Here is a 24457-nt window from a genome sequence, read left to right on the forward strand (position 1 = left end):
ATACTTGAAATAAACAAAAGCACCCCCATATTCGCCAATAGCAACCTCATCCTATAGGTCTATTGTGCGAAATTGATATTTTTTGAAAATTATATTACAATACAGCTATCAGGAGTTTAGCTCCATAAAGTTTAGGTTTGGATTTTAGATCCATAACGTGATGGTAGCCGTATTTGATACGACTACTTTTCTTTTTATCTAGCAACTGTTTCCATTTTGGAAACAACTCAAAAAATCCCCACACTCTCCATCGCCAAACTTTGAGTGTGAGGATTCAACTTTCCATCAAGCAAGCAATGGAAAGGATGATAAAAAAATACAACTATAGTTTATCATAAGTTCTACACCTTTTCAACTATGCGGGCAAGCAATAGAAAAGAAAGGACTTTTTATGATAAAAAAATACCTTACAAAAAAAGGAGAGACTAGATATCTCTTTCAAACATATCTGGGTATAGACCCTGCTACTGGAAAAGAAAAGCGTACAACACGCCGTGGTTTTAAAACCATTAAAGAAGCTAAAGCAGCCGAACGTGACCTTCTCTTAGATGTTGAAGAGAATGGTTTTTCAAACAACGAAGATTTCCAGAACCCTACTTTCGCTGAAGTTGCTGATTTGTGGCTTGATAGCTATAAGAGCACTGTAAAACCAACAACTTATCAGAATACTAAGAAGAAACTTGATGTTATGATTGACTTGTATTTTACAGATATGAAAATCCAGCAGATCAGTGTAGCTTATTGTCAGAAGGTTGCTATCCAGTTAAGAAATCGCTATATCCTCTATGCCAATTACTACTCTGTCATTAGCCGTATTTTCAAGTATGCCACTTCTATTGACATTATCAAGTCAAATCCCTTAGACAAGATTATCAAGCCTAAAAATAGGCCATTGAAGACCAAAGAAAACTACTATACAAAACAGGAGCTAACGGAGTTTCTTAAAGTTTGCAGAGTAGATTGTAAGCCTGTAGAGTATACCTTTTATCACTTACTAGCTTTTACTGGTTTGAGGACTGGAGAAGCTATCGGACTCATCTGGTCAGATGTTGATTTTGAAAATAAACGATTGGATATTTCTCGTACGGCTGTCGTTGTTAATAAAAAACAAACTGTTCAGGACCCTAAAACCAAAAGGAGTAAGAGGGTTATCACTTTAGATGATGAAACTCTGAATGTATTAAAACTCTGGAAACGTCAGCAGATAAAAGAGTATTTTCGGGCTAGTGTGCCTTACAAACATGATTCGAATTATATCTTTACGAATAGTTTCGGAGGATGGATTTCGCCTTCAGCTGTGAAAGAGAGACTTAGAAGATTCTTTTGTGAACATAAGGATGTCAAAAAAATCACTCCTCACGGTTTCAGGCACACACACGCTTCTCTTCTCTTTGAAGCTGGTGTTACAGCAAAAATCATTTCAGATAGATTAGGTCATAATAATGTTCAAACCACCCTTGATATGTATACCCACATCAATGACAATCAACGTTTTGAAGTCGTCGATCAACTCATGGATTTCATCCGCCCCAGCTAAAAGTCATGCCGTATTCAATCTCGTATTCACTTTTGGTAGACATGCTAGAAACCCACTGATTTCAAGGGATTAGGAAGACGTGTACTATTTATACCATAAATCCGCTTTCAACGATAAAGAAAAGGTAAGAAAAATGAAACATTTAGAAATTGAATTGAAAACACTCTTGAAAAAAGATGAATACAATCGTCTAAAAGACCAGTTCACAGACGTCACTCCTGTTCTTCAAAAAAATTACTACATGGACACGCCTGATTTTGAACTGCGAGAAAAGAAAGTTGCTATGCGCATTCGCACTTTTGAAAACTGGGCAGAATTGACACTCAAAGTCCCACAGAGTGTCGGAAACATGGAGTACAACCAAAAATTGCAGCTAAAAGATGCTGAAAACTATCTGAGCAAGAAAGAACTTCCTCAAGGGCTAGTACTGGATGAATTGGCGAAACATGGTATTAAAACTAGTGAATGGCAGATTCTTGGTTGTCTAACAACGCTTCGCTATGAAATGCAAACATCTATTGGCCTCATGGCGCTAGATGAGAGTCAATACTTTGATATGACAGATTACGAATTGGAGCTTGAAGTGGAAAATCATGAGCAAGGCAAACAGGATTTCCAACAATTTTTAGAGGAAAATCAGATTTCTTATCAAAAAGCTCCTTCAAAATTGGTTCGATTTGTCAAAAGTATGAAAAATAGCTGAAATAATCTCCATTTTTTGGTAAAATAGAAAAGATAAAAATACACGAATCCTAGTTCATATAGGTAAGGCAAATATCACTAGGATTTATAAAGTTTACAGAGGACGGTCTATAATGTCAGATAGAAAAAACATGAAACTTTTCGCACTCAACTCTAACCAAGAGATTGCACAGAAAATTGCTCAAGCTGTTGGTGTCCCACTTGGAAAACTATCATCACGTCAATTTTCAGACGGAGAAATCCAAGTGAATATTGAAGAAAGTGTCCGTGGTTATGATGTTTACATCATCCAATCAACAAGTTTCCCTGTCAACAACCACCTAATGGAATTGTTAATCATGGTCGACGCTTGTGTGCGTGCAAGTGCCCACAGTATCAACGTTGTCCTTCCGTATTTTGGCTATGCACGTCAAGACCGCATTGCTTGTCCTCGTGAGCCACTTACAGCAAAACTAGTTGCCAATATGCTGGTTAAGGCTGGGGTTGATCGTATCCTGACTCTTGATTTGCATGCCGTTCAGGTCCAAGGTTTCTTTGATATTCCAGTGGATAATCTTTTCACTGTTCCCCTATTTGCAAAACATTACTGCGATAAGGGACTACTCGGTTCAGATGTTGTTGTCGTTAGCCCTAAAAATTCAGGTGTAAAACGTGCTCGTAGCCTGGCTGAATATCTTGATGCTCCTATCGCCATTATCGACTACCCTCAGGATGATGCAACTCGCAACGAAGGTTATATTATCGGTGATGTTGAAGGTAAAAAAGCCATCTTGATTGATGATATTCTTAATACAGGACGTACCTTCTCTGAAGCTGCTAAAATCGTTGAACGTGAAGGAGCTACAGAAATTTATGCTGTTTCTAGCCACGGTCTCTTCGTTGAAGGAGCTGCTGAACTTCTTGACAATACTAAGATTAAAGAAATTCTTGTGACTGATTCAGTAGCAACAAAAGAAAAAACTCCTAAAAACGTATGCTACATCACTGCTAGTGAGTTAATTGGTGACGCTATCGTACGTATCCACGAAAGAAAACCAGTCAGCCCACTCTTTGCTTACAACAAAAAGAAATAAGGTGATTCTTTGATTTATTTGGACAATGCTGCAACGACTCCTATGTCAGCAGTTGCTATTTCAGCTATGACCAAGGTTTTACAAGAAACCCATGGCAATCCTTCTAGTATTCATGGACATGGTCGTCAAGCTGGCAAACTCTTGCGAGAAGCCCGTCAGGAACTAGCTCAGTTACTGGGGACAAAACCTCAACATATCTTTTTCACTTCTGGTGGGACTGAAGGCAACAATACTGCTATCATTGGCTACTGCCTTCGTCACCAAGAACAAGGAAAACATATCATCACAACTGCCATTGAGCACCATGCTGTCCTTGAAACCATTGATTACTTGGTTCAGCACTTTGGGTTTGAAGCAACCATTATCCAGCCAGAAAATCAGGAAATCACTGCCCAGCAAATTCAAGAGGCCTTACGTGACGATACGATTTTGGTTTCTACCATGTTTGCTAATAATGAGACAGGAAACCTACTTCCCATTGCTGAAATTGGCCAAATACTCAAGCAACACCCTGCTGCCTATCATGTTGATGCAGTTCAGGTTATTGGTAAAATCCCTATACATCCAGAAGAATTGGGCATTGATTTTCTCACTGCTTCTGCCCACAAGTTCCATGGCCCTAAGGGAATCGGCTTTCTCTACGCATCTAGCATGGACTTTGATTCTTATCTACATGGCGGAGACCAAGAACAGAAAAAACGTGCAGGGACTGAAAATCTAGCTGCCATCGTGGGTATGGTTGCAGCCCTAAAAGAAGACCTCGAAAAACAAGAAGAACATTTTCAACATGTACAAAATCTAGAGACTGCCTTTCTGGCAGAGCTAGAGGGAATTCAGTATTACCTGAATAGAGGACAACATCATCTTCCTTATGTTCTCAATATTGGATTTCCTGGCCAGAAAAATGACCTCTTACTCCTTCGTCTAGATTTGGCTGGAATTTCTATCTCTACTGGTTCAGCCTGTACTGCGGGCATTGTACAATCCAGCCATGTTCTCGAAGCCATGTACGGGGCAAATTCAGAACGCTTGAAAGAATCCGTTCGCATCAGTTTGTCGTCAGAAAATACTGTTGAAGACCTACATACCCTCGCAAAAACCTTAAAAGAAATTATCGGAGGTTAGCCATATGGCATTTGAAAAAACCATTCTGTTAAAAAATTGTCGTTACGACTACACTCTTAGCCCTTCTGTTAAAAAATTCACCCTTAAGGACAACACCTTTTTTGAGACTAAGGTTGGTAACTATGAATTGACTCGCCTACTTGAAAAAGTGCCAAACAGCGGTGAAGGCTTCCAACTCAAAATCATCATTAACAAGGAACTTACAGGTGCTAAAATCAATATCACTGACAAGTTTGGCCTTCGTCTAGTTGATATTTTCAAATCAGAAGATCACCACATTCATCAGGAAAAATTCTATTTCCTCATGGATAGCTTAGTAGAACGTGGTGTCTTTACAAAATCGGAAAGATAGAGCCAAAATGTTTGAACTGACCTATAAGGACAGCTATCATGTAGAGCGTACACTCAAGTATGAAGATTATGAGGCTCTCATGCTAGCTTTGTCAGGATGTGTGACTCTACCAGATACACTTTATGTGACTTCTTTGACTTTTAAGGGCCAGGAAGTTTATCAGGGTCTGGTCGGAGACCTCTACCGTTTTCTATCACATGCAGATTTTTTACATCAAAACTAAGATTTTTCTTAGTTTTTTCTTGTTTTTGTTGATTTTTTCACAATGTTTCTATAAAATAGAAGAATAGAAAGGTTGTGATTTTGTGAAAGATAAACAGTCTGCTATTCCAAAAGCTACAGCAAAAAGACTCTCTCTCTACTATCGAATTTTTAAGAGATTTCATGCAGAAAAGATTGAACGTGCCAACTCTAAGCAAATTGCAGAGGCTATCGGTATTGATTCAGCGACCGTACGTCGTGATTTTTCCTATTTTGGTGAACTAGGTCGTCGTGGTTTTGGCTATGATGTCAAAAAACTGATGACGTTTTTTGCCGATTTGCTTAATGATAACTCCATCACCAATGTCATGCTGGTTGGTATTGGAAATATGGGCCATGCCCTTCTCCACTACCGCTTTCATGAGCGTAACAAGATGAAGATTATCATGGCCTTTGACCTAGATGACCATCCTGAAGTCGGTAGCCAAACTCCTGATGGAATTCCCATTTACGGAATTTCTCAAATCAAGGATAAAATCAAGGATGCTGATGTGAAGACTGCTATCCTGACAGTTCCCAGCGTCAAGTCACAAGAGGTTGCCAATCTCTTGGTAGATGCTGGCGTGAAAGGAATTCTCAGTTTTTCACCAGTCCATCTGCATTTACCAAAAGACGTGGTCGTTCAGTATGTCGATTTGACAAGTGAACTCCAAACTCTCCTCTACTTCATGCGAAAAGAGGATTAGAAAGCGAAAATCATTTTATGAAAAAACCAGTTATAGGGATTACAGGAAACGAAAAAACTCATCCAGATGATGACATCATGATGAGCTACGCAGCAAAAGGCTTTGTGGAAGGCGTTAAAGACGCTGGAGGGATTCCCATCATCCTACCGATTGGTGATCAAGAAATGTCCTGCCACTATATCAGTATGATTGACAAGCTCATCTTGACAGGTGGGCAAAATGTTGATCCAAAATTCTATGGTGAACCAAAAACCATTGATAGCGATGACTACCACCTTCAAAGAGATATATTCGAACTAGCCCTCATCAAGGAAGCTATCAAACAGAAAAAGCCTATTTTCTCCGTCTGTCGTGGGACTCAGCTTTTTAACGTTGCCATGGGCGGAACTCTGTACCAAGATATCGAAGATCATTGGCAGAATTGTTCTGCCGAGTACACAACTCAACGCTTGGTGACAGAACCTGATACTGTTCTCCGAGAAATCTATGGAGAAATCTCCCATATCAACTCCTTCCATCACCAGAGTATCAAGGATTTAGCACCAAATTTAAAGATTGCGGCTCATGATCCTAAAGATGGTATTATTGAAGCTGTCATGAGTACGGATGATGTTGCCTTTCTCGGTGTCCAATGGCACCCAGAATTTCTATTTGAAAATCGCCCCAAAGATAAAAACCTCTTTGACTATGTTGTTAATGAACTTTAGATTAAATCTGTCTTTTCACGGTAACTAAAGTAACTAGATTGTGAGACAATCAAATGGTCCAAGAGGACAATCCCCATCAGGTCGCAGGCTTCTTTAACAATTTTAGTGACATGATCATCATTTTGGCTAGGCGCTACCGCTCCCGAAGGATGATTGTGAACCAAGATGAGAGAAGTCGCCATATGCTTGATAGCATAGTGAAGAATCTCTCGCGGCTCAGCGATACTACGAGTTGCAGAACCGATAAAAATGGTCTGTTGATGAATGATTTGATTTTGAGTATTGAGATAGAGCGCCACCAGGTGCTCTTGTTTTTTATCCCCCAATTCCTGCTGCATCTTCTTGGCCAACTTTTGACTGCTGAGAATACTCTCCATCTCAAGGGTCTCATGCTTGTGAATACGATGCCCCAGTTCAATCATTGCTTGTAATTCTATGGCCTTAACGCGCCCGATACCAGATAGGCTCTGCAATTCCTGCAGGGTCATTTTTTTCAAATCCGTTAGGCTTGAAAGATTGCTCAAGACTTTCTGGGCAATTTCAAAAACGCTAGCCTGACGTGTCCCTGTCCTGAGTAAAATAGCTAGCAACTCTTGATTACTGAGCGCTTCAACTCCTTCCTTGGCCAGTCTTTCTCTTGGTAATAGTGAATCTTCTTGGAATGAAATACTATACATAAAAATCCTCCTCACTTTATTATTCGTGAGAAGGATGGAAAATTAGATTTTTTTCTCAATTGGAGCCACACTGGCTAAAAGTTTTTTCAAACCTACTTCCGGGAAATTGATTTTCAATTCCTGCGTAGCACCACTACCTGAAACTTCCAGAACAGTTCCCTCTCCCCATTTCTTGTGGAGGGCAATGTCACCAATGGACCAATTCGTCTCGCTAGAAGCTGATTTTGCTCCAGCTGTAAATGGACCAAATGGAAGACCGCTTGACTGGATAGTTTTTGGAGCAGCACTGCGTTTACGGTCTTGGAGGGCCTGCGCCAAACTCATACCTTGACCGAAGGCAAGGCCACCACTACTATATGATGCTTTAAAGCTTGTATTTGCTGGACGAGCCAGACCTTGATACTCAAGTAAGTCTGAACTGATTTCGTTAATAAAACGAGTGGGACGGTTGTAGTTGGTACGACCAAAAAGCAGGCGTGAGTTGGCATTGGTCAGATAGAGAATTTTCTCTGCACGCGTAATTCCTACATAGGCTAGACGACGCTCTTCTTCCAATTCATCTTGATCCTCAGCTGCACGACTAAGTGGAAAGACATTTTCTTCCATCCCAATCAAAAAGACAACTGGAAACTCGAGACCTTTGGCAGCATGCAGGGTCATCAAGGTCACTTCTGATGTCTCCTGACTACCTGAATCTGTGTCCGCAATCAAGGCCAAGTCATTTAAAAAACGACTCAGTTTATCCAGACCAGTTTCTTCTTCTGGCCCATCAGAGGTGTCATCAAAGTTTTTCGTCACAGAGAGGAACTCCTCGATGTTTTCTACACGAGCCTTGCTTTCTAAGGTCGCTTGGGCGTTAAGAATATCGACATAACCTGTTTTTTCTAGGACGGACTCAACCAACTCAGTAATGCTTAAGTGATCCAGTTGCTCTCGCAAATCTAACATCATATTTGCAAAATCCCAGATAGACTGGGCTACTTTACCCTTGATACCAGACAACATGATATTGGCTGAAGCATCTAGCATAGACATGTTTTGCATATTTGCAAAGTCACGAATTTTCTCAACAGTACCTGGCCCAATTCCACGTTTTGGTTCGTTGATAATACGCTCAAAACTGATATTGTCACTCAAATTAGCAATAAGATTAAGATAAGCGATAATATCGCGGATTTCCTTACGGCTGTAGAACTTGGTTCCACCAACCATGGTATAAGGAATGTTTGACTTGAGCAGGGCTTCCTCAATAGTACGAGACTGGGCATTAGTCCGATAGAGAACTGCAAAATCCTTGTGAAGGAAGTTTTGACTGCGACTAAGTTCATCGATGGTTCTGGCTACAAATACAGCCTCATCTAGCTCATCATCGGCACGATAGTAAACGATTTGCTCCCCATCAGCATTTTGAGTCCAGAGATTCTTGGGACGGCGATTTTTATTATTTTTGATAACCTCATTAGCCGCTTGGAGAATTGTTTTAGTGGAACGGTAATTCTCCTCCAACAAAACCACCTTGGCTTGGGGATAATCTTTCTCGAAATCCAAGATATTCTGCATATCCGCACCACGCCAACCGTAGATAGACTGGTCCGCATCTCCAACCACACAGATATTTTTAAAACGGGAAGCCAAGAGTTTGACCAATTGATACTGGGCATGGTTGGTATCTTGGTACTCATCAACATGGATGTACTGAAATTTCTGCTGGTAGTAGGTCAAGACATCAGGATTTTGATCAAAGAGACGCAGGGTCAGCATAATCAAATCATCAAAGTCAACCGACTCCGACTGACGCAGTTCTTTCTGATAGGCTGTATAACACTGGGCCACAATTTGCGTGTACATATCTCCAGCTTGGGCAGCATAGGCAACATCATCAATCAGATCATTCTTAGCATTGGAAATAGTTCCTAAGATGCTCCGTTCATTCCATTTTTTCGGATCCAAGTTTAACTGCTTAAGAATGCGTTTCATAAGAGTTCGCTGTTCACCAGGATCTACAATAGTAAAATTGCGGTTGTAGCCAATATGGTCTGCATCACGACGCAGAATACGCACACACATGGAGTGGAAGGTCGCAATCAGACAGTCCTGAGTGGCTGGATTGAGGCTATAAGCACGCTCTTTCATCTCACGCGCAGCCTTGTTAGTGAAGGTAATAGCCAAGATATTCCAAGGATTGACCAGCTTTTCATCGATTAAATAAGCGATACGGTGGGTCAAAACTCGGGTCTTTCCAGAGCCAGCCCCCGCCATAATCAACAAGGGACCTTCTGTCGTTTGCACCGCCTCAGCCTGACGGTCATTCATTCCATTTAATAATGCGTTCATCTTCTCTTCCTTACTCTTGAAGTCAATATTTCTATTATATCAGAAATCAGGGAAAATAGAAACTTTACGGGGAGTAGCAAAATATAGCGGATTGAAACTAGAATACTACACTGTAGGTTTCTAAAACACTCGACTTTTTCACTTAATTTTTTCATGAACTAGCTCAATACATCAATATAAAAAAAGGTAAATTTAAGATTGGCAATACGAACGTTAAACAGAATTCCATTTCTCTTTTTAAAACCAAAACAACGATATCGTAAAACCTCTACAGGAACGATAGATTGCGACACTAAAATATTCTCCCCTAGTTTTGCTTTACTAATAGTATATAGGAGGAGAGCCCTGAATCCTAGACCCTCTGTTATGATGTGGTTACAAACAGAGTTGGAAAAAATCTTAAAGTCAGAAAAACGCATGATATCAGCCCCTAACACTTGATACAATGCGTTTTATTATGAAAAGATCTACTGGATTTTTTATCAAAATAAACTTCCAGTAGTCTTTTCAATTTTTATTAATAAGTTCCTTCTTCACCTTGGCTAGTCAAGATAACAGGTCCATCTTTCGTAATGACAAATTGGTGTTCATACTGACATGACAATCCACCGTCAATGGTCTTATGCGCCCAACCGGTTTTCATATCTGTATCGATTTCCCAGTCACCTGTATTAATCATTGGTTCAATAGTCAAGACCATTCCTTCACGGAGACGAAGTCCACGACCAGCAATACCATAGTTAGGAACCATTGGTTCTTCGTGCATGGTTGGGCCAACACCATGACCAACCAAATCACGCACTACACCGTAACCACGACTTTCAGCGTATTCTTGAATGGCTGCACCAATATCACCAATACGGTTCCCAATAACAGCTTGCTCAATCCCCTTATACATTGCTTCTTTAGTTACATCCATCAAGTTTTTCACTTCTTCGGACGGTGTACCTACAGCATAAGCCCAACAAGAGTCTGCTAAACCACCAGAATAGCTCTGAGTGTATTTCTTCATTTGCTCAACATTGTTGAAGTTTAATTTTGAGACATTCAAATCAGACTTAGCAATTGGACCTCCCAAAACCATGTCAACCTTGAGCAAATCACCATCTTTCAAGATATAGTGACGAGGGAAAGCATGAGCTACTTCATCATTAAGAGAGCAACAGGTAGCATAAGGATAGTCCATCATGGCACCGTCAACTCCAATCTGAAGCGGAAGGAAATTTTCTTCCTTACAACGACGGCGAACGTATTCTTCAACTTCCCACATATCTACGCCAGGCTTAATCAAATCACGCAAGCCAATATGGATACTTGCTAAAAAATCACCGGCCTTATCCATAGCTTCGATTTCACGAGCTGATTTTAATGTTATCATTTTTTCTCCTAGTTTCTAATTAATTTTAACGGTTACATTTGCTTTTGAAACAATCTGATGACCATGATAAATATCGTAATCAATAATAGCTGACCGTCTAGTATGGTGGATAATGCGTGCTTGAATGCGCAGTGTATCATCTATCTGAACAGCCTGCAAAAAGTAGATGAGCATCTGCTCGATAATGAGATTGCGACCACTATTCACAACTAAATCTTGGGTCATGTGAGTCAGTATCTCCGCTAATACACCATTAGCCAAAACACCGTTTTTCTCAAGCATAAAGGGTTCCACTGTAATGACGACTTCATCATGGTGATAAGCGAGTTTTTGACCAATCTGCTCAGAAAAAGTTGGTAGAGCAGAAACTTGGGAACGACTCATCTTCTCCATGACATCTCGTCGTGTCACAACTCCAAGCAAGGTTTGATTATTCCGAACAACCGGTACCATTTCAAAGTCTTCAGCAATCATCCGTTGACTCACATTGGCAATATTTGTCGATAATCCAACTAAAAATAAACTACGAGACATGACCTTGTCAATTGTGGTACTTGGTGACTTATCACCAGCATCTCTCATGGTTACAATGCCAACAACAACCTGATGTTGATTGATAACAGGAAAACGACTGCTACGATTCTTGCGTACCAAGTACAAATAATCTTTAACGGTGTCTGTCTCTCTCAGAAAACCATACTCATGACTTGGACGATAAAGCTTCTCAACTGTCAAAATATCAGTCTTGATTTGGACATTTGACAAGGCTTTATTGATCATAGTCGCAACAGTGAAAGTGTCATGCTTGCTTCTTAGAACAGGAATCCCTTTTTGATTTGCCAGTTTAAGCACATCATCATGAACATGAAAACCACCTGTAACCAAAACGGCATTTTCATTTTCCAGCGCTAGTAATTGGATACGGGTTCGGTCTCCGACAATCAAGAGCCCCCCATCGTGAAGGTAGGACAGAATATTTTGTTCAGTCATGGCACCAATTGAAAACTTACTAAATTCTCTATCTAAACCTTCTTGCCCAGCCAGAACCTCAGAAGAAGTCACTTCTGCAATTTCAGCAAAAGTTAATCTTTCAATCGCAACTTTCTGGGATTTGACGCGGATTGTTCCACTTCTAGGACGGGTCTCCACAATTCCACGGTTTTCAGCTTCTTTAATGGCCCGATAGGCAGTTCCATCACTGACTCCCAGATGATTTGAAATACTACGAACACTGACCCTTTTACCAACGGGTAATTCTTCCAAATAGCTTAGAATTTCTTGGTGTTTACTCATTAACTTCTCCCTTTACAAAGCGAAACTCAAGATAATCTCGCATTTTCCTTGTGTAGCGATCACTTCCCTTAAACTGACGAATCAATCGAAATCCAGACTTAAGGGCAACCCGTTGACTAGCTTCATTTTCAAGGTGGGTAATGATGGATAATTGTTTTAAGCCAAATTCTTCAAAAGAAAGTTGACAAATTTTTCTAACAACCTCTGTCATAAATCCTTGCGACCAAGCATCTTTTCTCAAAAAATAGCCAAGTTCTGCTTCTTTTTTAATTTCATCTAACTTTTCAAACTTAATAGAACCAATCATTTGTTGATTTTTCTGGTCACAAATTGCCCACACTCCCAAAGGGGACTTCATAAAGTAATTGGCAAGTGCATACTGACTTTCTTCCAGACTTGCCTGCGTTGGGAAAATAAATTGAAGATTTTCTGGATTTGAAGCTACCTCGTGGAAGTCCTGATTATCACTAAAAAAGAAAGGACGCAAATACAAGCGATCCGTTTCAAAAAAAGAAAACATTGCTAATTTGGTCCAAATATTCATAAACACCTCTACGGTTTAATACTCAACAAGTCTAATATCCGCTCCTAGATTACGTAATTTTTCGATAATATCAGAATAACCACGTAAGATAAACTCGACATTGATAATTTCAGTTTGTCCCTCGGCCATCAAACCAGCAATAACTAAAGCTGCACCTGCTCTCAGGTCAGTTGCTTTAACACTGGCTCCACGTAAACTACGTCCACCCGTGTACAAAATATGACCATTTGTTGTCGAAATGTTCGCATCCATCTTTACTAGTTCAAAAACATGATTTACACGTTTTTCGTAAATCGTATCGACAATTGTACCACGACCATTCGCTCTTAGTAAAAGTGGGGTAATCGGTTGTTGCAAATCAGTTGCAAAGCTTGGGTAAGGAGCCGTCTTAATATTGATTGCTTTCAAATTAGACTGTTCCTCGACAAAAATGCTGTCTTCAGATACAGTCATTCTCACTCCCATTTCTTCCAACTTAGCAATAAATCCTTCTAGGTGTTCGTAAAGAACATTATTGATACGAATTCCTTTACCAACTGCAGCAGCTAAGGAAATATATGTTCCAGCTTCAATGCGGTCTGGAATCACCTGATGACGTGTCCCATGTAATCTTTCGACACCATCAATAATGATGATATTGGTTCCTGCCCCACGGATATGGGCACCCATATTATTCAAGAGGGTAGCTACATCAATAATTTCAGGTTCACGGGCTGCATTTTCAATAATAGTACGACCATTTGCTTTAACCGCAGCAATCATCGTATTAATCGTTGCTCCTACACTAACCGTATCCATGTAAATACTTGTACCATGAAGTCCTGTATCTTTAGCAGATAACTTCATGTTATCTCCCTCGTAGCTAACAGTGGCACCCATAGCTTCAAAAGCCTTAAGGTGTAGGTCAATCGGACGAGGACCAAGGTCACATCCTCCAGGCAAGCCAACTGTGGCTTCACCAAAGCGACCTAAAAGACTTCCATAAAAATAATAAGATGCACGAAGACTATTGATTTTCCCATAAGGCATTGGAATATTTTGAACACCTCTTGGATCAATCTCCAAGACATCGTCATAACGCTTAACAGTAGCTCCCATCAATTCCATAATTTCGACAAGACTGGCTACATCCGAAATATCTGGAACGCAATCCAAAGTCACCACATCATCAGCCAAGATAATAGCCGGAATTAAGGCCACAACACTATTTTTAGCACCACTAATAGTGATTTCACCTTGTAGTGGTAATCCACCATTGATAACAATTTTTCTCATTCTAAGTTTTCAATACTCTCTCAAGATTTCTAATAAGGTCTTTAAAATAAATTATATCATAAATGCAACCTTTTTTCCATCCTTTTCAATTTTATTGGATAAATCAGAGTTGATGAGTTAGTCACTGATACTCAATGAAAACCAAAGAGCAGATTAGGAAGCTAGCCGCAGGCTGCTCAAAACACTGTTTTGAGGTTGTAGATAAGACTGACGAAGGCAGCTCAAAACACTGTTTTGAGGTTGCAGATAGAACTGACGAAGTCAGTAACATATATATACGGCAAGGCGACGCTGACGTGGTTTGAAGAGATTTTGAGTATAATCTTTCTCGAAGCGCTATTACCCCTTTTTTGTCCCCTGAAATCGAGTAGGAGCTAAGACTAGCTCCCTTATCTAAGTATCGGAATACGGCTGTTCAACTAAACTTTAGAAAGAACTTCTCCCCCTTCTCTCAGTTCACAGAAGCGTTTTATACATACCGTCCTATATTTCATGAACAAGACGTTTTCAGGCTAGCATCCTATCAGACAATCTATTTTAAAGATAACCGTGACTCAGGATCACTTCTATCTGTCGTTTTCTCTTTATAGTGATAGACCTCACGGGATAAGTCGTACATCTATCCTCGTTTATACAAGATATGAGGACGTTAAAAGGTTACAGTGAAAATAGGAAATCTTAGTACGAATTCAATTACTCTCGTGCTTTATGTACTACCTTTTTGGAATTTAGAGTTCTGAGCCCCCTTATCCACTATATACACCTTACTATCACGTTCCTGTTCGTAGAGCCACGATTTCGCTATCCCTTCCTCTGACGATTCTTATTTCCAGCGACAGACTTAAAACGGTCTATCCCCAGACCGTTTTAACCCGCTACCTCACGATAGTCAGGCTTGGGAATCGCTATTTGACTCGCCGAGAACTTTGACATCAGATATACTATAACAAAGTGAAATAAGAATCAAACAATTTAATTTTAAAATTCAAATCAATTGATAACAATATTTTAGAAGATATCCTGTGCTATTCCAGATTCAGTTTGCTATACATGCCCGTTGTACCACAAAATCCCGTGTCTGATGAGGCACGGGATTTTTTAGCTTCTTTACTGAGATGGATTGTCTTTTTTAGTTCGTGCCAATCTCAGAGCACGATTTGGATTGAGACGATTAAATAGTTCTTCCAATTTCTTTTCATTCCAAACATCTGCGGCGGAAACAAAATTGCCATCCGCATCTCGGAAAGATATCGGTTTATCTCCCATACTAGTCTCCTAGTCTACAAATTCAAATTCAAATTTACCAATGCGGACCAAATCCCCATCCTTAGCACCACGCGCACGAAGGGCTTCATCAACCCCCATACCACGTAATTGACGGGCAAATTTCATGACTGATTCGTCACGATCAAAGTTGGTCATATTAAAGAGTTTCATCAGTTTTTCACCGGAAAGTACCCATGTCGCATCGTCATCACGGCTAATTTCAAAGGCTTTCTCTTCCTCGTCAAATCCATAGTAAGCTTCTTCTTCCATATCGGACTCGTCGTAAAGCAAGAATTCTGGTGTCTTGTCTAACAATTCAGCTGTAGCATCCAAAAGCGTAGCCAGACCTTGCTTGGTCAAACCAGATATTGGGAAGATAGCTGGTAACTCTTCAAATTCATCGTAGTTTTCAGCCAATTTTTTCTTAAATTCTTTAAGATTTTCTTGACTCTCAGGCATATCCATCTTATTGGCTACGATAATCTGTGGACGCTCCATGAGACGAAGATTGTATGACTCTAACTCCTTGTTAATGGCAAGATAATCCTCATAAGGATCACGGCCTTCGCTAGCTGACATATCAATAATATGAAGGATGACACGGGTACGCTCAATGTGACGGAGGAACTGAGTTCCCAAACCAACACCTTGACTAGCCCCTTCAATCAAACCTGGCAAATCGGCTACTGCAAAGGATTCACCTGATTGGGTGCGAACCATACCTAGATTTGGCACAATGGTCGTAAAGTGGTAGGCACCAATTTTAGGTTTAGCCGATGTGATAACACTTAAAAGTGTTGATTTCCCTACAGATGGGAATCCTACTAAACCAACATCTGCCAAGATTTTTAGTTCCAATTGTAACTCACGTTCCTGACCTGGTTCCCCATTTTCAGAGATTTCAGGTGCAGGATTTTTTGGTGTTGCAAAGCGGATATTTCCACGACCACCACGACCTCCGTGGACAACGATAAATTCTTGTCCATGTTCAATCAAATCTGTCAAGACCTTGCCAGTCTCTGCATCACGAACAGTCGTACCTTGTGGTACTCGAACTATAAGGTCCTCAGCACCACGTCCATGCATTCCTTTGGTCATTCCTTTTTCACCAGAATCAGCCTTGAAATGACGATTGTAGCGGAAATCCATGAGGGTACGTAGTCCTTCGTCTACAACGAAAACCACATTACCTCCACGTCCACCATCACCACCCCAAGGACCGCCATTAGGGACATATTTTTCACGGCGAAAGGCAACCATGCCATCACCACCATTACCAGCCTTGACCTTAATCTTGGCTGTATCTAAAAACATACTCATTTTTTCTTCTCACTTTAAAAAAGGGCTGGGAAATCCCAGTCACAAAATTTTCTTGAATCTTTTTATAGATTACTGAGGGCACCAATTGCAGTTGCAAAAATACCCAAAATACTTGCTACTAACATGATAAGCACGATAAGCAAGGTTAATTTCTCAAACATCGTTTTTTTACGTTTTCCATTATCTCCAAATGCCATTTTTATCTCCTTCGTTACATTCTATTTTCTATTATCTTAGCATGAATTCAGCTAGTTTTCAATAGTCAGTTGCTACTGGTGCAATAATCCATAAAATGATATAAGCTACAATTCCCGCTCCGTAACAGCAAGCAAGAACACCCCATATTACACGAACAATAGTCGGATCCATATCAAAATAATGGGCTACCCCAGCACAAACACCAGCAATTTTTTGATCACTACCACTTCTCATCAATTGTTTTTTCATAGCTATTCCTCTTTCTATTCTTCATGGTCTTTCCAATAATCTCTGATGCTGATTAACTGTGTTTTTGAAGCCTTCAGCATGCGTCTAGAGCCTTTTACCGGTACAGCGACCACCTTTTGCGGTAGATACAAAACTGTCTTAAAGATACGCTGACTAACCGTATCATCTTTGGCTAAATCTTTCTGGAAGTTATTTGAAATAATAGCATCAAGATAAAACTCATGCACCCGTTTCCCAAAGTTCTCAGCCGAAATCTCGTACAATTTTTCTGATAAGGTATGCTCATTCATGTCTGGTGTTGCAATCAAGGCCTCTAAAATAGCACCAGCCAAATCATGTTCTCCATAGTACAAGGTTCCAAACATCTTGTCATTGATGAGATTGTCCAGATAAGGATTTCCATGAGCAATGACAGGCGTCCCACTAGCTAAGCTTTCCAAGTAGGTCAAACCCTGCGTTTCACTTGTCGATGCCGAGATGAAGAAATCTGCCGCCTTATAATAAAGAGCCGTCTCACTAGGAGCAATCATCCCTGTAAAGATGACCGAGTCTTGAATCTCTAGTTTCTGGGCTTGCTCTTTGAGGTCATCCAGATAAGGACCATCCCCAGCTACCACCAGTTTAACCTTGTTCTCCTCTTTCAGAACTTCTTCAAAGGCTGCTAATACTGCCTGAATATTTTTTTCATAGGAAATTCTGGAAAGACTAAGTAGCATCTTTTCATCATCTTGAATCCCTAGTTTACTACGCAGTTCTTTCAAATTTTCCTGCTTGATTTCAGGACGCTCAAACTTGGCTAATTCAATCCCAGTAGGAATGACCCGTTTTTCAACCTTGACCTTATAGTCCGATAGTAAATCACGGACAATCTCACTCGGGCAAATAACCCCATCCACATCGTGCAGGAAACCTCTAACCAAATACTTGACCATACTAGGACGAATCAACATCCCCTTGGCAATATAATGCACATAGTCTTCGTACTGAGTGTGATAGGTATGGATGACTGGAATCTTCAATTCACGCGCAATCCAAATTCCCAACAAACCAAGAGAAAATTCTGTCTGAGTGTGGATAATATCCAGTTGATATTGTTTAGCAATTTCAAGCGCCTTGCTGAAACCTCGATAGGCAAAGCGACGATCTTTAAAAGCAAAGAAAGGAACACTTGGAATGCGGATAATTTGCCAGTCTTCATAACGATTGACATCCTTATCTGTCGTCGTAAAGATAAAAACAGCATGCCCCTGCTTTTCAAGTTCTGTTTTCAAGGTTCGAATACTGGTCGCAACACCAGAAACCTGAGGAAAATAGGTATCTGTAAATAAACCAATTCGCATAGATTACCTCACTTTTTACTTTCTCCCTAAAGCGGCTTGTTTCTCATAAAAATCCAACCAGATTTGTAACAGATGCTCTTCTGAATACTCTCTAGAAATATTCTTAGCTTTTTCTTTCAAATCTTTTAAAGCAGCAGGATTTGCTTGATATTCTAAAATAGCTTCTTTCATCTCTTCTCTGTCTGCTGTCGCCCGATAATTCCCCTCTAAAATCACCTTATAAAGATCCAAATCACGCAACATAATCGGAGCTTCACAACTGGCAGCCTCTAAAATCGTCATCGGAAAGAGCTCATTGTAACTAGGAAGCAAGAAAAGATCCGCTAGGGCATACAACTCGCGCATCCGCTCTGGCGATACAATACCTGGAAAAATCAAATTTTTAGGGGGATTCTCCATAATTTTCTTATAGCGTTCATAACCATCTGTCATGCCACCAAAAGAGAAACCACCAGCCCAGATAAAGGTAATCTGCGGCAATTCCTCAGCCAGACGGATAAAATCGTCAATCCCTTTGCGCTTCTGAACTTGACCAGCACCTACTACGATAAACTGATTGTCACTAAGACCTAGCTCTGTACGCAGTTTCGCTACCTCTTCCTGTGGAAGAGGATGCCATTTTTCCTTGTTGACAAAGTTAGGAATATAAGTCACTTTTTCACGTGGAATACCCGCTGCCACCAAATCCTCAATAAACATAGGATTGACCACCACCAAGTGCTCCATCCGATTGTAAAAAGAAAATACATAGCGTTTCACAATTCCCTTTAAGAAAAATGGAATTTTCAAACTCCCCTCAAGTGTGTCAGGCAAGAAATGCACATAGCCAATTTTCCTTCCTGAGCGTTTCTTTTGAAATGTTGATAAATAATAGGGGAAATCAATGGTATGAAAGTGAGTCACATCTGCCTCTATTGGAAGATTTTCTGTAACAATCAATTGGTCCTTGGCATCACGGTGAAGAAGACGAACTAATTCACGGTAAGCACCTGAAACTCCTTGTCCTGCTACTTTCTCACTTGAACTCAACATATTGATGCGTAATTTCTTTCTTTCCATAACTACTATTATATCATTTTCTTTGAATAAAATCAGCAAAAGAAAGGAGAGACTAGAGGAAAAGAAGGGGAAATTTCCTCATTTTCCAATGGTCTCTCACATGTTTTTATAGGTTTACTTAATGCCTAGGGCAATGCGTGCATAGCGACTCATTTTTTCAACGGTCCAGGCTGGATACCAAACCAATTTGACCTCAGTATCCGTTACTTCTGGAACCTCGGTCATGGCATCATAAATCTGGTCCGTCAAAAGGTCTGCTAGGGGACAACCCATAGTTGTCAAGGTCATATCAATCTCTGTTTGCCCTGTGTCGCCGTCAAAACGAATCTTATAAATCAAACCAAGATTGACAATATCGATTCCCAACTCAGGGTCAATAACTTCTTCCAAGGCTGATAAAATTCGTGTTTTGATATTTTCAATTTGCTCTTCTGTATAAGCCATATTTTCCTCACTCTTAGTCTTCAATAAAATCACGAAGCGGTTTGCTACGACTTGGTTGGCGTAGTTTTCTCAAAGCCTTGGCTTCAATCTGACGGATACGCTCACGAGTCACGTTAAAGACTTTACCCACATCTTCAAGGGTACGCATTTTTCCATCATCTAGTCCAAAACGTAGACGCAGAACATTTTCTTCACGGTCTGTAAGAGTATCCAAGACCTCATCCAACTGCTCACGCAAGACGATACGAGTTGTATAGTCCACTGGATTTTCAATCACTTCATCTTCGATAAAGTCTCCAAGGTGGCTATCATCCTCTTCACCGATTGGTGTTTCAAGAGATACTGGTTCTTGAGCAATCTTCAAGATTTCACGAACCTTATCAGGAGTCATATCCATACGTTCAGCGATTTGCTCAGGTGTTGGATCTTGACCTAATTCTTGAAGGAGGTTACGCTGTTCACGAACCAATTTATTGATGGTTTCAACCATGTGAACTGGGATACGGATGGTACGAGCTTGGTCCGCAATAGCACGAGTGATAGCCTGACGAATCCACCAAGTTGCGTAAGTTGAGAACTTGAATCCTTTAGAATAATCAAACTTGTCAACCGCCTTCATCAAACCCATATTTCCTTCTTGAATCAAGTCAAGGAACTGCATACCACGACCGACATAGCGTTTGGCAATAGAAACAACCAAACGAAGGTTGGCTTCCGCAAGGCGTTGTTTAGCTTCGATGTCACCCGCTTCAACAGCCAGTGCTAACTCTTTTTCCTCTTCATTGGTCAAGAGAGGAACGACCCCGATTTCTTTCAAATACATACGGACAGGGTCATTAACCTTAGCAGAAGTTGACCCAATCAAGTCCTCATCGCTGAGTTCTGGTTCTTCTTCATTGCTAAGAACACGCGCACTTGGATTTCCTTCATTATCTGTGATAGAAATTCCTGCATCTTGAATCCGTTGCAAGAGATCTTCAATCCCATCAGCGTCCAAGGTAAAAGGAACGACAAGACTAGCATTGATTTCATCATCTGTTGCTGTCCCTTTTTGCTTATGATTACGGATAAATTCTGCTACTTGTACGTCAAATGTTGTTACTTCTTTTTGTTTTGTTGCCATTATTACTCCATTCTTCTCTTTTGTGAAATTAAACGTTCCAATTCTTCTAAGGCTGTGTCGGTATCTCCTACATGGCTAGCTTCCTGCACCTTCTTTTTGATTCTCATATTATCCTGATTCAAGAGAGCCTTGTTTCGAGTCATTTCTACTTCACTAAGTTCCTGAGGTGACATCTCAGATGGTAAATCCTGAGCTAAGACTTGGTACCAAGCTCTTTCAGCTTCCTCTGTCTGTTCTGCTAGAACTTCTGGAGGAAGATTGCCATACTGTCCAAGCAAGTCATATAAGACCTGAAATCCAGGTGTATCAAATGCAAAATCTTCTCGCAAGCGGTAATCGTTCAAAACAAGAGGGGATTCCATCATTCGATAAAGTAGATGGGCTTCTGCCCTCATAATAGCGGATAACTGCTTGGTGACAGGCATGGTGATTGGCGTCGGTCTGGAAATTCCTTCCATGCGATTCTGCCTTTGCGCCTGACGACTCTCATTAACAATCTGCTCAATCTGAGCATAATCAAAGGATGCCAGACTGTCAGCTAAAATATGAATATAGCTATTTTGAGCAGTGATAGACTTTTCTTGAACAATCAAGGGAGCTATTTTTTCAATAAACTCAATCTGAGCCTGTAGATTTTCACTATTTTCAGGCTTGTACTGGTGAATGTAGAACTCAATCGGACTAATACGAGTTTTCGTTAATAGATAGGCCAATTCTTCTGGACCATTTTTTTGTAGATACTCATCCGGATCCAAGTTATCAGGCATGCTGACGATTTGCACAGGTATATCACCAATTTCGTCCAGCGCTTTCAATGTCGCAGCTTGCCCAGCCTTATCGCCATCGTATACCAGAACTAACTTCTTGGTTAACCTTTTCAGATGCTCAACATGCTCACGACTCAAGGCTGTTCCCATAGATGCGACAGCATTTTCGATTCCAGCCCGATAGGCTGCAATGACATCCATGAACCCTTCCATGAGGTAAATCTCACTGGCTTTTCCAGAAGATTTTTTTGCCCTATCCATATGATATAATTCGTAACTTTTGTTAAAAATTGCAGTCGATCGGCTATTTTTATACTTAGAAGTTTGTGAATCCGTTTTCTGCCAGATACGACCTGAAAAGGCAATGACCTTTCCCTGGTCATTTGTCAGGGGAAACATAATCCGATTGTGAAAGGTGTCTACAAATTGATTTGCATCCGATAGGTAAAATAGCCCTGAATCTAGAAAATCCTCATCACGATACTGACCAGACAAACGTTGATAGAGATAGTTGCGTTCTGGAGGTGCTAAACCAATCCGAAAATGTTTGAGCACTTCATCTGTCAAACCTCGCTGATAGAGGTAATTTCTGGCTTCCTCCCCCATGGTCGTGGTCATGAGAATAGCATGATAAAATTTGGCTGCATCTTCGTGCATATCATAAAGAGCTTGGTAGGGTGAAGCTGGATTCTGTTCACTATAAAGCGGTTTTTCAACCTCAATTCCAACACGCTGACCTAAGATTTGGACAGCCTCTATAAAGGGAACCCCTTGGTACTCCTCTATGAACTTAAAGACATCACCAGATCGGCCACAACCAAAACAGTGGTAAAACTGCTTATCCTCTACAACGTTGAAAGAAGGTGTTTTTTCACCATGAAAAGGACAGAGCCCTAGATAGTTCCGTCCTGCCTTTTGTAAAGAAATCACATCTCCTATGACTTCCACAATATTGGCATTGTTTTTGATTTCTTCAATGACTTGTTTGTCAACCATACACAATACCTCCATGTTATCATAGTTTACTTTATATAGTATACTTTATTTCAGAAAAAAAGTAAACCATTTCACTCATTTTCCCTACTTTATTCAAAGAGTTGATAATAATCAGAGATTTTCATTTTTGCTTTTTCTTCTTGATTCAAATCTTGGATAATCCGTCCTTCTTTCATGACAATCAAGCGATTGCCATATTTGAGAGCATCTTCCATATGGTGGGTAATCATAAGCGCTGTCAGCTGATTTTTCTTGACAAATTCATCTGTCAATTCCATAAGGGAAACACTGGTCTTTGGATCAAGAGCTGCAGTATGCTCGTCTAACAAGAGTAATTCAGGACGCTTCAAGGTTGCCATCAAGAGACTCAAGGCTTGTCTTTGACCACCTGATAAAAACTCAATCGGTGTATTCAAATGCTTCTCAAGACCATTTCCTACTTTTTCAATTGTAGCCTGAAACTCATCCTTATAGCTAGCCAGACGTCTTGGTAACAATCCACGCTTTTCACCACGAAACTTGGCAATCAAGAGATTCTCTGCCACTGTCATACGAGGAGCTGTTCCCATCTTTGGATCTTGGAAGACTCGAGACAGATACTTAGCGCGCTTCTCTGGTGAAAACTTGGTAACATCCTCACCTAAAATACGGATGGTTCCACTGGTTAAGGACAAGGTTCCTGCAATGGTGTTAAAAAGGGTTGATTTCCCAGCACCATTTCCGCCCAAAATCGTGATAAAGTCCCGTTCAAAAATTTCTAAGGAAACATCATTTAAAATAATCTTTTCTTCATCAAAGCCATTTTTAACGATTTTGGTTGCATTTTTTAATTCTACAATTGCTGTCATTTGCTTAACTTGGCTCCTTTCAAGATGGTTTGCTTAAATGTTGGAATCATGAGGCAGACTGCTAAAATCACGGCGCTGTACAAACGAAGGTAACTTGTATTAAAGCCAAGCGCAATAACCGCCCACACTAAGAATTGATAAGCGATAGAACCTACAACGATGGTAACCAGACGTTCTGCCAAACTCAAACTCTTGAAAATAACTTCTCCAATAATCAAACTTGCAAGCCCCACAACGATAACCCCGATCCCTCGAGATACATCAGCATACCCTTCTTGCTGGGCAATGAGAGCTCCTGCAAGGGCAATCACACCATTTGATAAGACCAAGCCCATGAGCTCCATGCGTCCAGTATGAATCCCGAAACTTCTAGCCATATCAGGATTGTCACCTGTAGCAATATAGGCTTGTCCGAGTTTGGTATCCAAGAAAAAGAGCATGAGAGCAATAACAATACTCACAAAGATGAGACCTGTCAAGAGTTGATTCAAGTCTGAATCAAAAGGCAAAACATCCTGGATTTGCTTGGTTCCAAGTAAGCCTAAATTGGCACGTCCCATAATCAAGAGCATGATAGAGTGACAGGAAGTCATCACCAAAATCCCTGAGAGCAAAGTTGGGATCTTCCCTTTTGTATAAAGAAGTCCTGCTGCCATGCCAGCCAAACAACCTGCTCCTACAGCAAGCAGTGTCGCTAAAAAAGGGTTCACGCCTTTGGTTATCAGAGTGACAGCAACAGCTCCCCCAAGAGGGAAGGAACCTTCTGTTGTCATATCTGGAAAGTTTAAAATCCTAAATGTCATAAAGATTCCCAGACCTAGAATAGCCCAAACAAATCCTTGAGAAATAATGGAAACAATCATATTTTATTTAATCCTTTCTATATTCATCTTTTTAAAAAAT

26 protein-coding genes are annotated in these 24457 nt (G+C 40.4%); 9 read left to right on the forward strand and 17 right to left on the reverse strand.

Annotated elements, in window-relative coordinates; translation table 11 throughout:
• Positions 1-391: 391 nt before the first annotated feature.
• The 8 genes from HT729_RS05970 to HT729_RS06005 all read left to right on the forward strand — a co-directional run bounded on the left by HT729_RS05970 (position 392) and on the right by HT729_RS06005 (position 6443).
• Complete coding sequence (locus tag HT729_RS05970) at positions 392-1537, forward strand: site-specific integrase (protein WP_172931787.1); 1146 nt, start codon at positions 392-394, stop codon at positions 1535-1537.
• Positions 1538-1670: 133 nt separating this feature from the next.
• Entirely contained in the window at positions 1671-2240 is a 570-nt protein-coding gene (locus HT729_RS05975; protein WP_112443672.1) for a CYTH domain-containing protein, read from the forward strand.
• A 112-nt stretch (positions 2241-2352) separates the two neighbouring features.
• Positions 2353-3312, forward strand: coding sequence for a ribose-phosphate diphosphokinase (locus HT729_RS05980; protein ID WP_049524085.1), 960 nt, complete (start codon positions 2353-2355; stop codon positions 3310-3312).
• A gap of 9 nt (positions 3313-3321) precedes the next feature.
• Positions 3322-4437 carry a cysteine desulfurase family protein gene (locus HT729_RS05985; RefSeq protein ID WP_172931788.1) on the forward strand — a complete coding sequence of 372 codons (1116 nt, stop codon included), beginning with the start codon at positions 3322-3324 and terminating at the stop codon, positions 4435-4437.
• 4 nt (positions 4438-4441) lie between these two features.
• Positions 4442-4789 (forward strand): DUF1831 domain-containing protein, encoded by a 348-nt coding sequence (locus HT729_RS05990; RefSeq protein WP_001864230.1) that lies wholly within the window; start codon positions 4442-4444, stop codon positions 4787-4789.
• 7 nt (positions 4790-4796) lie between these two features.
• Positions 4797-5012, forward strand: coding sequence for a DUF4649 family protein (locus HT729_RS05995; RefSeq protein WP_000462491.1), 216 nt, complete (start codon positions 4797-4799; stop codon positions 5010-5012).
• Positions 5013-5094: 82 nt separating this feature from the next.
• A complete protein-coding gene (locus HT729_RS06000; RefSeq protein WP_000653414.1) occupies positions 5095-5736 on the forward strand; it encodes a redox-sensing transcriptional repressor Rex in 642 nt (213 codons plus the stop codon).
• A gap of 17 nt (positions 5737-5753) precedes the next feature.
• Positions 5754-6443: a gamma-glutamyl-gamma-aminobutyrate hydrolase family protein gene (locus tag HT729_RS06005; RefSeq protein WP_166731464.1), complete on the forward strand. Its 690-nt coding sequence runs from the start codon at positions 5754-5756 to the stop codon at positions 6441-6443.
• On the opposite strand, the gene radC is transcribed toward HT729_RS06005, so the two are convergent.
• The 6 genes from radC to HT729_RS06035 all read right to left on the reverse strand — a co-directional run bounded on the left by radC (position 6440) and on the right by HT729_RS06035 (position 13944).
• The gene (gene radC / locus HT729_RS06010) at positions 6440-7120 is read right to left on the reverse strand and encodes a DNA repair protein RadC (protein WP_166731463.1); all 681 of its coding nucleotides are present in this window, start codon (positions 7118-7120) and stop codon (positions 6440-6442) included. The two genes, HT729_RS06005 and radC, sit on opposite strands and share 4 nt — an antisense overlap.
• 42 nt (positions 7121-7162) lie before the next feature.
• A complete protein-coding gene (gene pcrA / locus HT729_RS06015; protein WP_172926058.1) occupies positions 7163-9454 on the reverse strand; it encodes a DNA helicase PcrA in 2292 nt (763 codons plus the stop codon).
• Positions 9455-9971: 517 nt separating this feature from the next.
• Positions 9972-10832, reverse strand: a complete 861-nt coding sequence (locus HT729_RS06020; protein WP_000631540.1) for a methionyl aminopeptidase — start codon at positions 10830-10832, stop codon at positions 9972-9974.
• Positions 10833-10847: 15 nt separating this feature from the next.
• Positions 10848-12125, reverse strand: a complete 1278-nt coding sequence (spxR, locus tag HT729_RS06025; RefSeq protein ID WP_172926059.1) for a CBS-HotDog domain-containing transcription factor SpxR — start codon at positions 12123-12125, stop codon at positions 10848-10850.
• Positions 12118-12669 carry a GNAT family N-acetyltransferase gene (locus tag HT729_RS06030; RefSeq protein WP_172926060.1) on the reverse strand — a complete coding sequence of 184 codons (552 nt, stop codon included), beginning with the start codon at positions 12667-12669 and terminating at the stop codon, positions 12118-12120. Before HT729_RS06030 ends, spxR begins: the two co-directional genes overlap by 8 nt.
• A 15-nt stretch (positions 12670-12684) precedes the next feature.
• A complete protein-coding gene (locus tag HT729_RS06035) occupies positions 12685-13944 on the reverse strand; it encodes a UDP-N-acetylglucosamine 1-carboxyvinyltransferase (protein WP_023940713.1) in 1260 nt (419 codons plus the stop codon).
• Between the two features lie 134 nt (positions 13945-14078).
• Between HT729_RS06035 and HT729_RS06040 the strand changes: the two genes are divergently transcribed.
• Positions 14079-14249 carry a hypothetical protein gene (locus HT729_RS06040; RefSeq protein ID WP_000849970.1) on the forward strand — a complete coding sequence of 57 codons (171 nt, stop codon included), beginning with the start codon at positions 14079-14081 and terminating at the stop codon, positions 14247-14249.
• A gap of 802 nt (positions 14250-15051) precedes the next feature.
• Here the strand turns inward: HT729_RS06040 and HT729_RS06045 are convergent.
• The 11 genes from HT729_RS06045 to HT729_RS06095 form a co-directional block, all read right to left on the reverse strand.
• Positions 15052-15210 carry a hypothetical protein gene (locus HT729_RS06045; protein WP_007284777.1) on the reverse strand — a complete coding sequence of 53 codons (159 nt, stop codon included), beginning with the start codon at positions 15208-15210 and terminating at the stop codon, positions 15052-15054.
• A 9-nt stretch (positions 15211-15219) separates the two neighbouring features.
• Entirely contained in the window at positions 15220-16530 is a 1311-nt protein-coding gene (gene obgE / locus HT729_RS06050; RefSeq protein WP_172926061.1) for a GTPase ObgE, read from the reverse strand.
• Positions 16531-16592: 62 nt separating this feature from the next.
• Positions 16593-16727, reverse strand: a complete 135-nt coding sequence (locus HT729_RS06055; RefSeq protein ID WP_000863852.1) for a DUF4044 domain-containing protein — start codon at positions 16725-16727, stop codon at positions 16593-16595.
• A 58-nt stretch (positions 16728-16785) separates the two neighbouring features.
• Positions 16786-16962 carry a PspC domain-containing protein gene (locus HT729_RS06060; protein WP_172931812.1) on the reverse strand — a complete coding sequence of 59 codons (177 nt, stop codon included), beginning with the start codon at positions 16960-16962 and terminating at the stop codon, positions 16786-16788.
• A gap of 29 nt (positions 16963-16991) precedes the next feature.
• The gene (locus tag HT729_RS06065) at positions 16992-18317 is read right to left on the reverse strand and encodes a glycosyltransferase family 4 protein (protein WP_172931789.1); all 1326 of its coding nucleotides are present in this window, start codon (positions 18315-18317) and stop codon (positions 16992-16994) included.
• 15 nt (positions 18318-18332) lie between these two features.
• Entirely contained in the window at positions 18333-19376 is a 1044-nt protein-coding gene (cpoA, locus tag HT729_RS06070; protein WP_172931790.1) for an alpha-galactosylglucosyldiacylglycerol synthase, read from the reverse strand.
• A 114-nt stretch (positions 19377-19490) separates the two neighbouring features.
• Positions 19491-19820 (reverse strand): metal-sulfur cluster assembly factor, encoded by a 330-nt coding sequence (locus tag HT729_RS06075; protein WP_172931791.1) that lies wholly within the window; start codon positions 19818-19820, stop codon positions 19491-19493.
• 13 nt (positions 19821-19833) lie between these two features.
• Positions 19834-20943: an RNA polymerase sigma factor RpoD gene (gene rpoD / locus HT729_RS06080; protein WP_000201906.1), complete on the reverse strand. Its 1110-nt coding sequence runs from the start codon at positions 20941-20943 to the stop codon at positions 19834-19836.
• Between the two features lie 2 nt (positions 20944-20945).
• On the reverse strand, positions 20946-22706 hold the full coding sequence (dnaG, locus tag HT729_RS06085) for a DNA primase (RefSeq protein ID WP_172926064.1): 1761 nt from the start codon (positions 22704-22706) through the stop codon (positions 20946-20948).
• A gap of 89 nt (positions 22707-22795) precedes the next feature.
• Positions 22796-23554, reverse strand: coding sequence for an ABC transporter ATP-binding protein (locus HT729_RS06090; RefSeq protein WP_138707255.1), 759 nt, complete (start codon positions 23552-23554; stop codon positions 22796-22798).
• Positions 23551-24417, reverse strand: coding sequence for an ABC transporter permease (locus HT729_RS06095; RefSeq protein ID WP_172931792.1), 867 nt, complete (start codon positions 24415-24417; stop codon positions 23551-23553). Before HT729_RS06095 ends, HT729_RS06090 begins: the two co-directional genes overlap by 4 nt.
• Between the last annotated feature and the right edge of the window lie 40 nt (positions 24418-24457).

Origin of the sequence: Streptococcus sp. 79, from assembly GCF_013277425.1 — a bacterium.
Classification (GTDB): Bacteria; Bacillota; Bacilli; order Lactobacillales; family Streptococcaceae; genus Streptococcus; species Streptococcus pseudopneumoniae.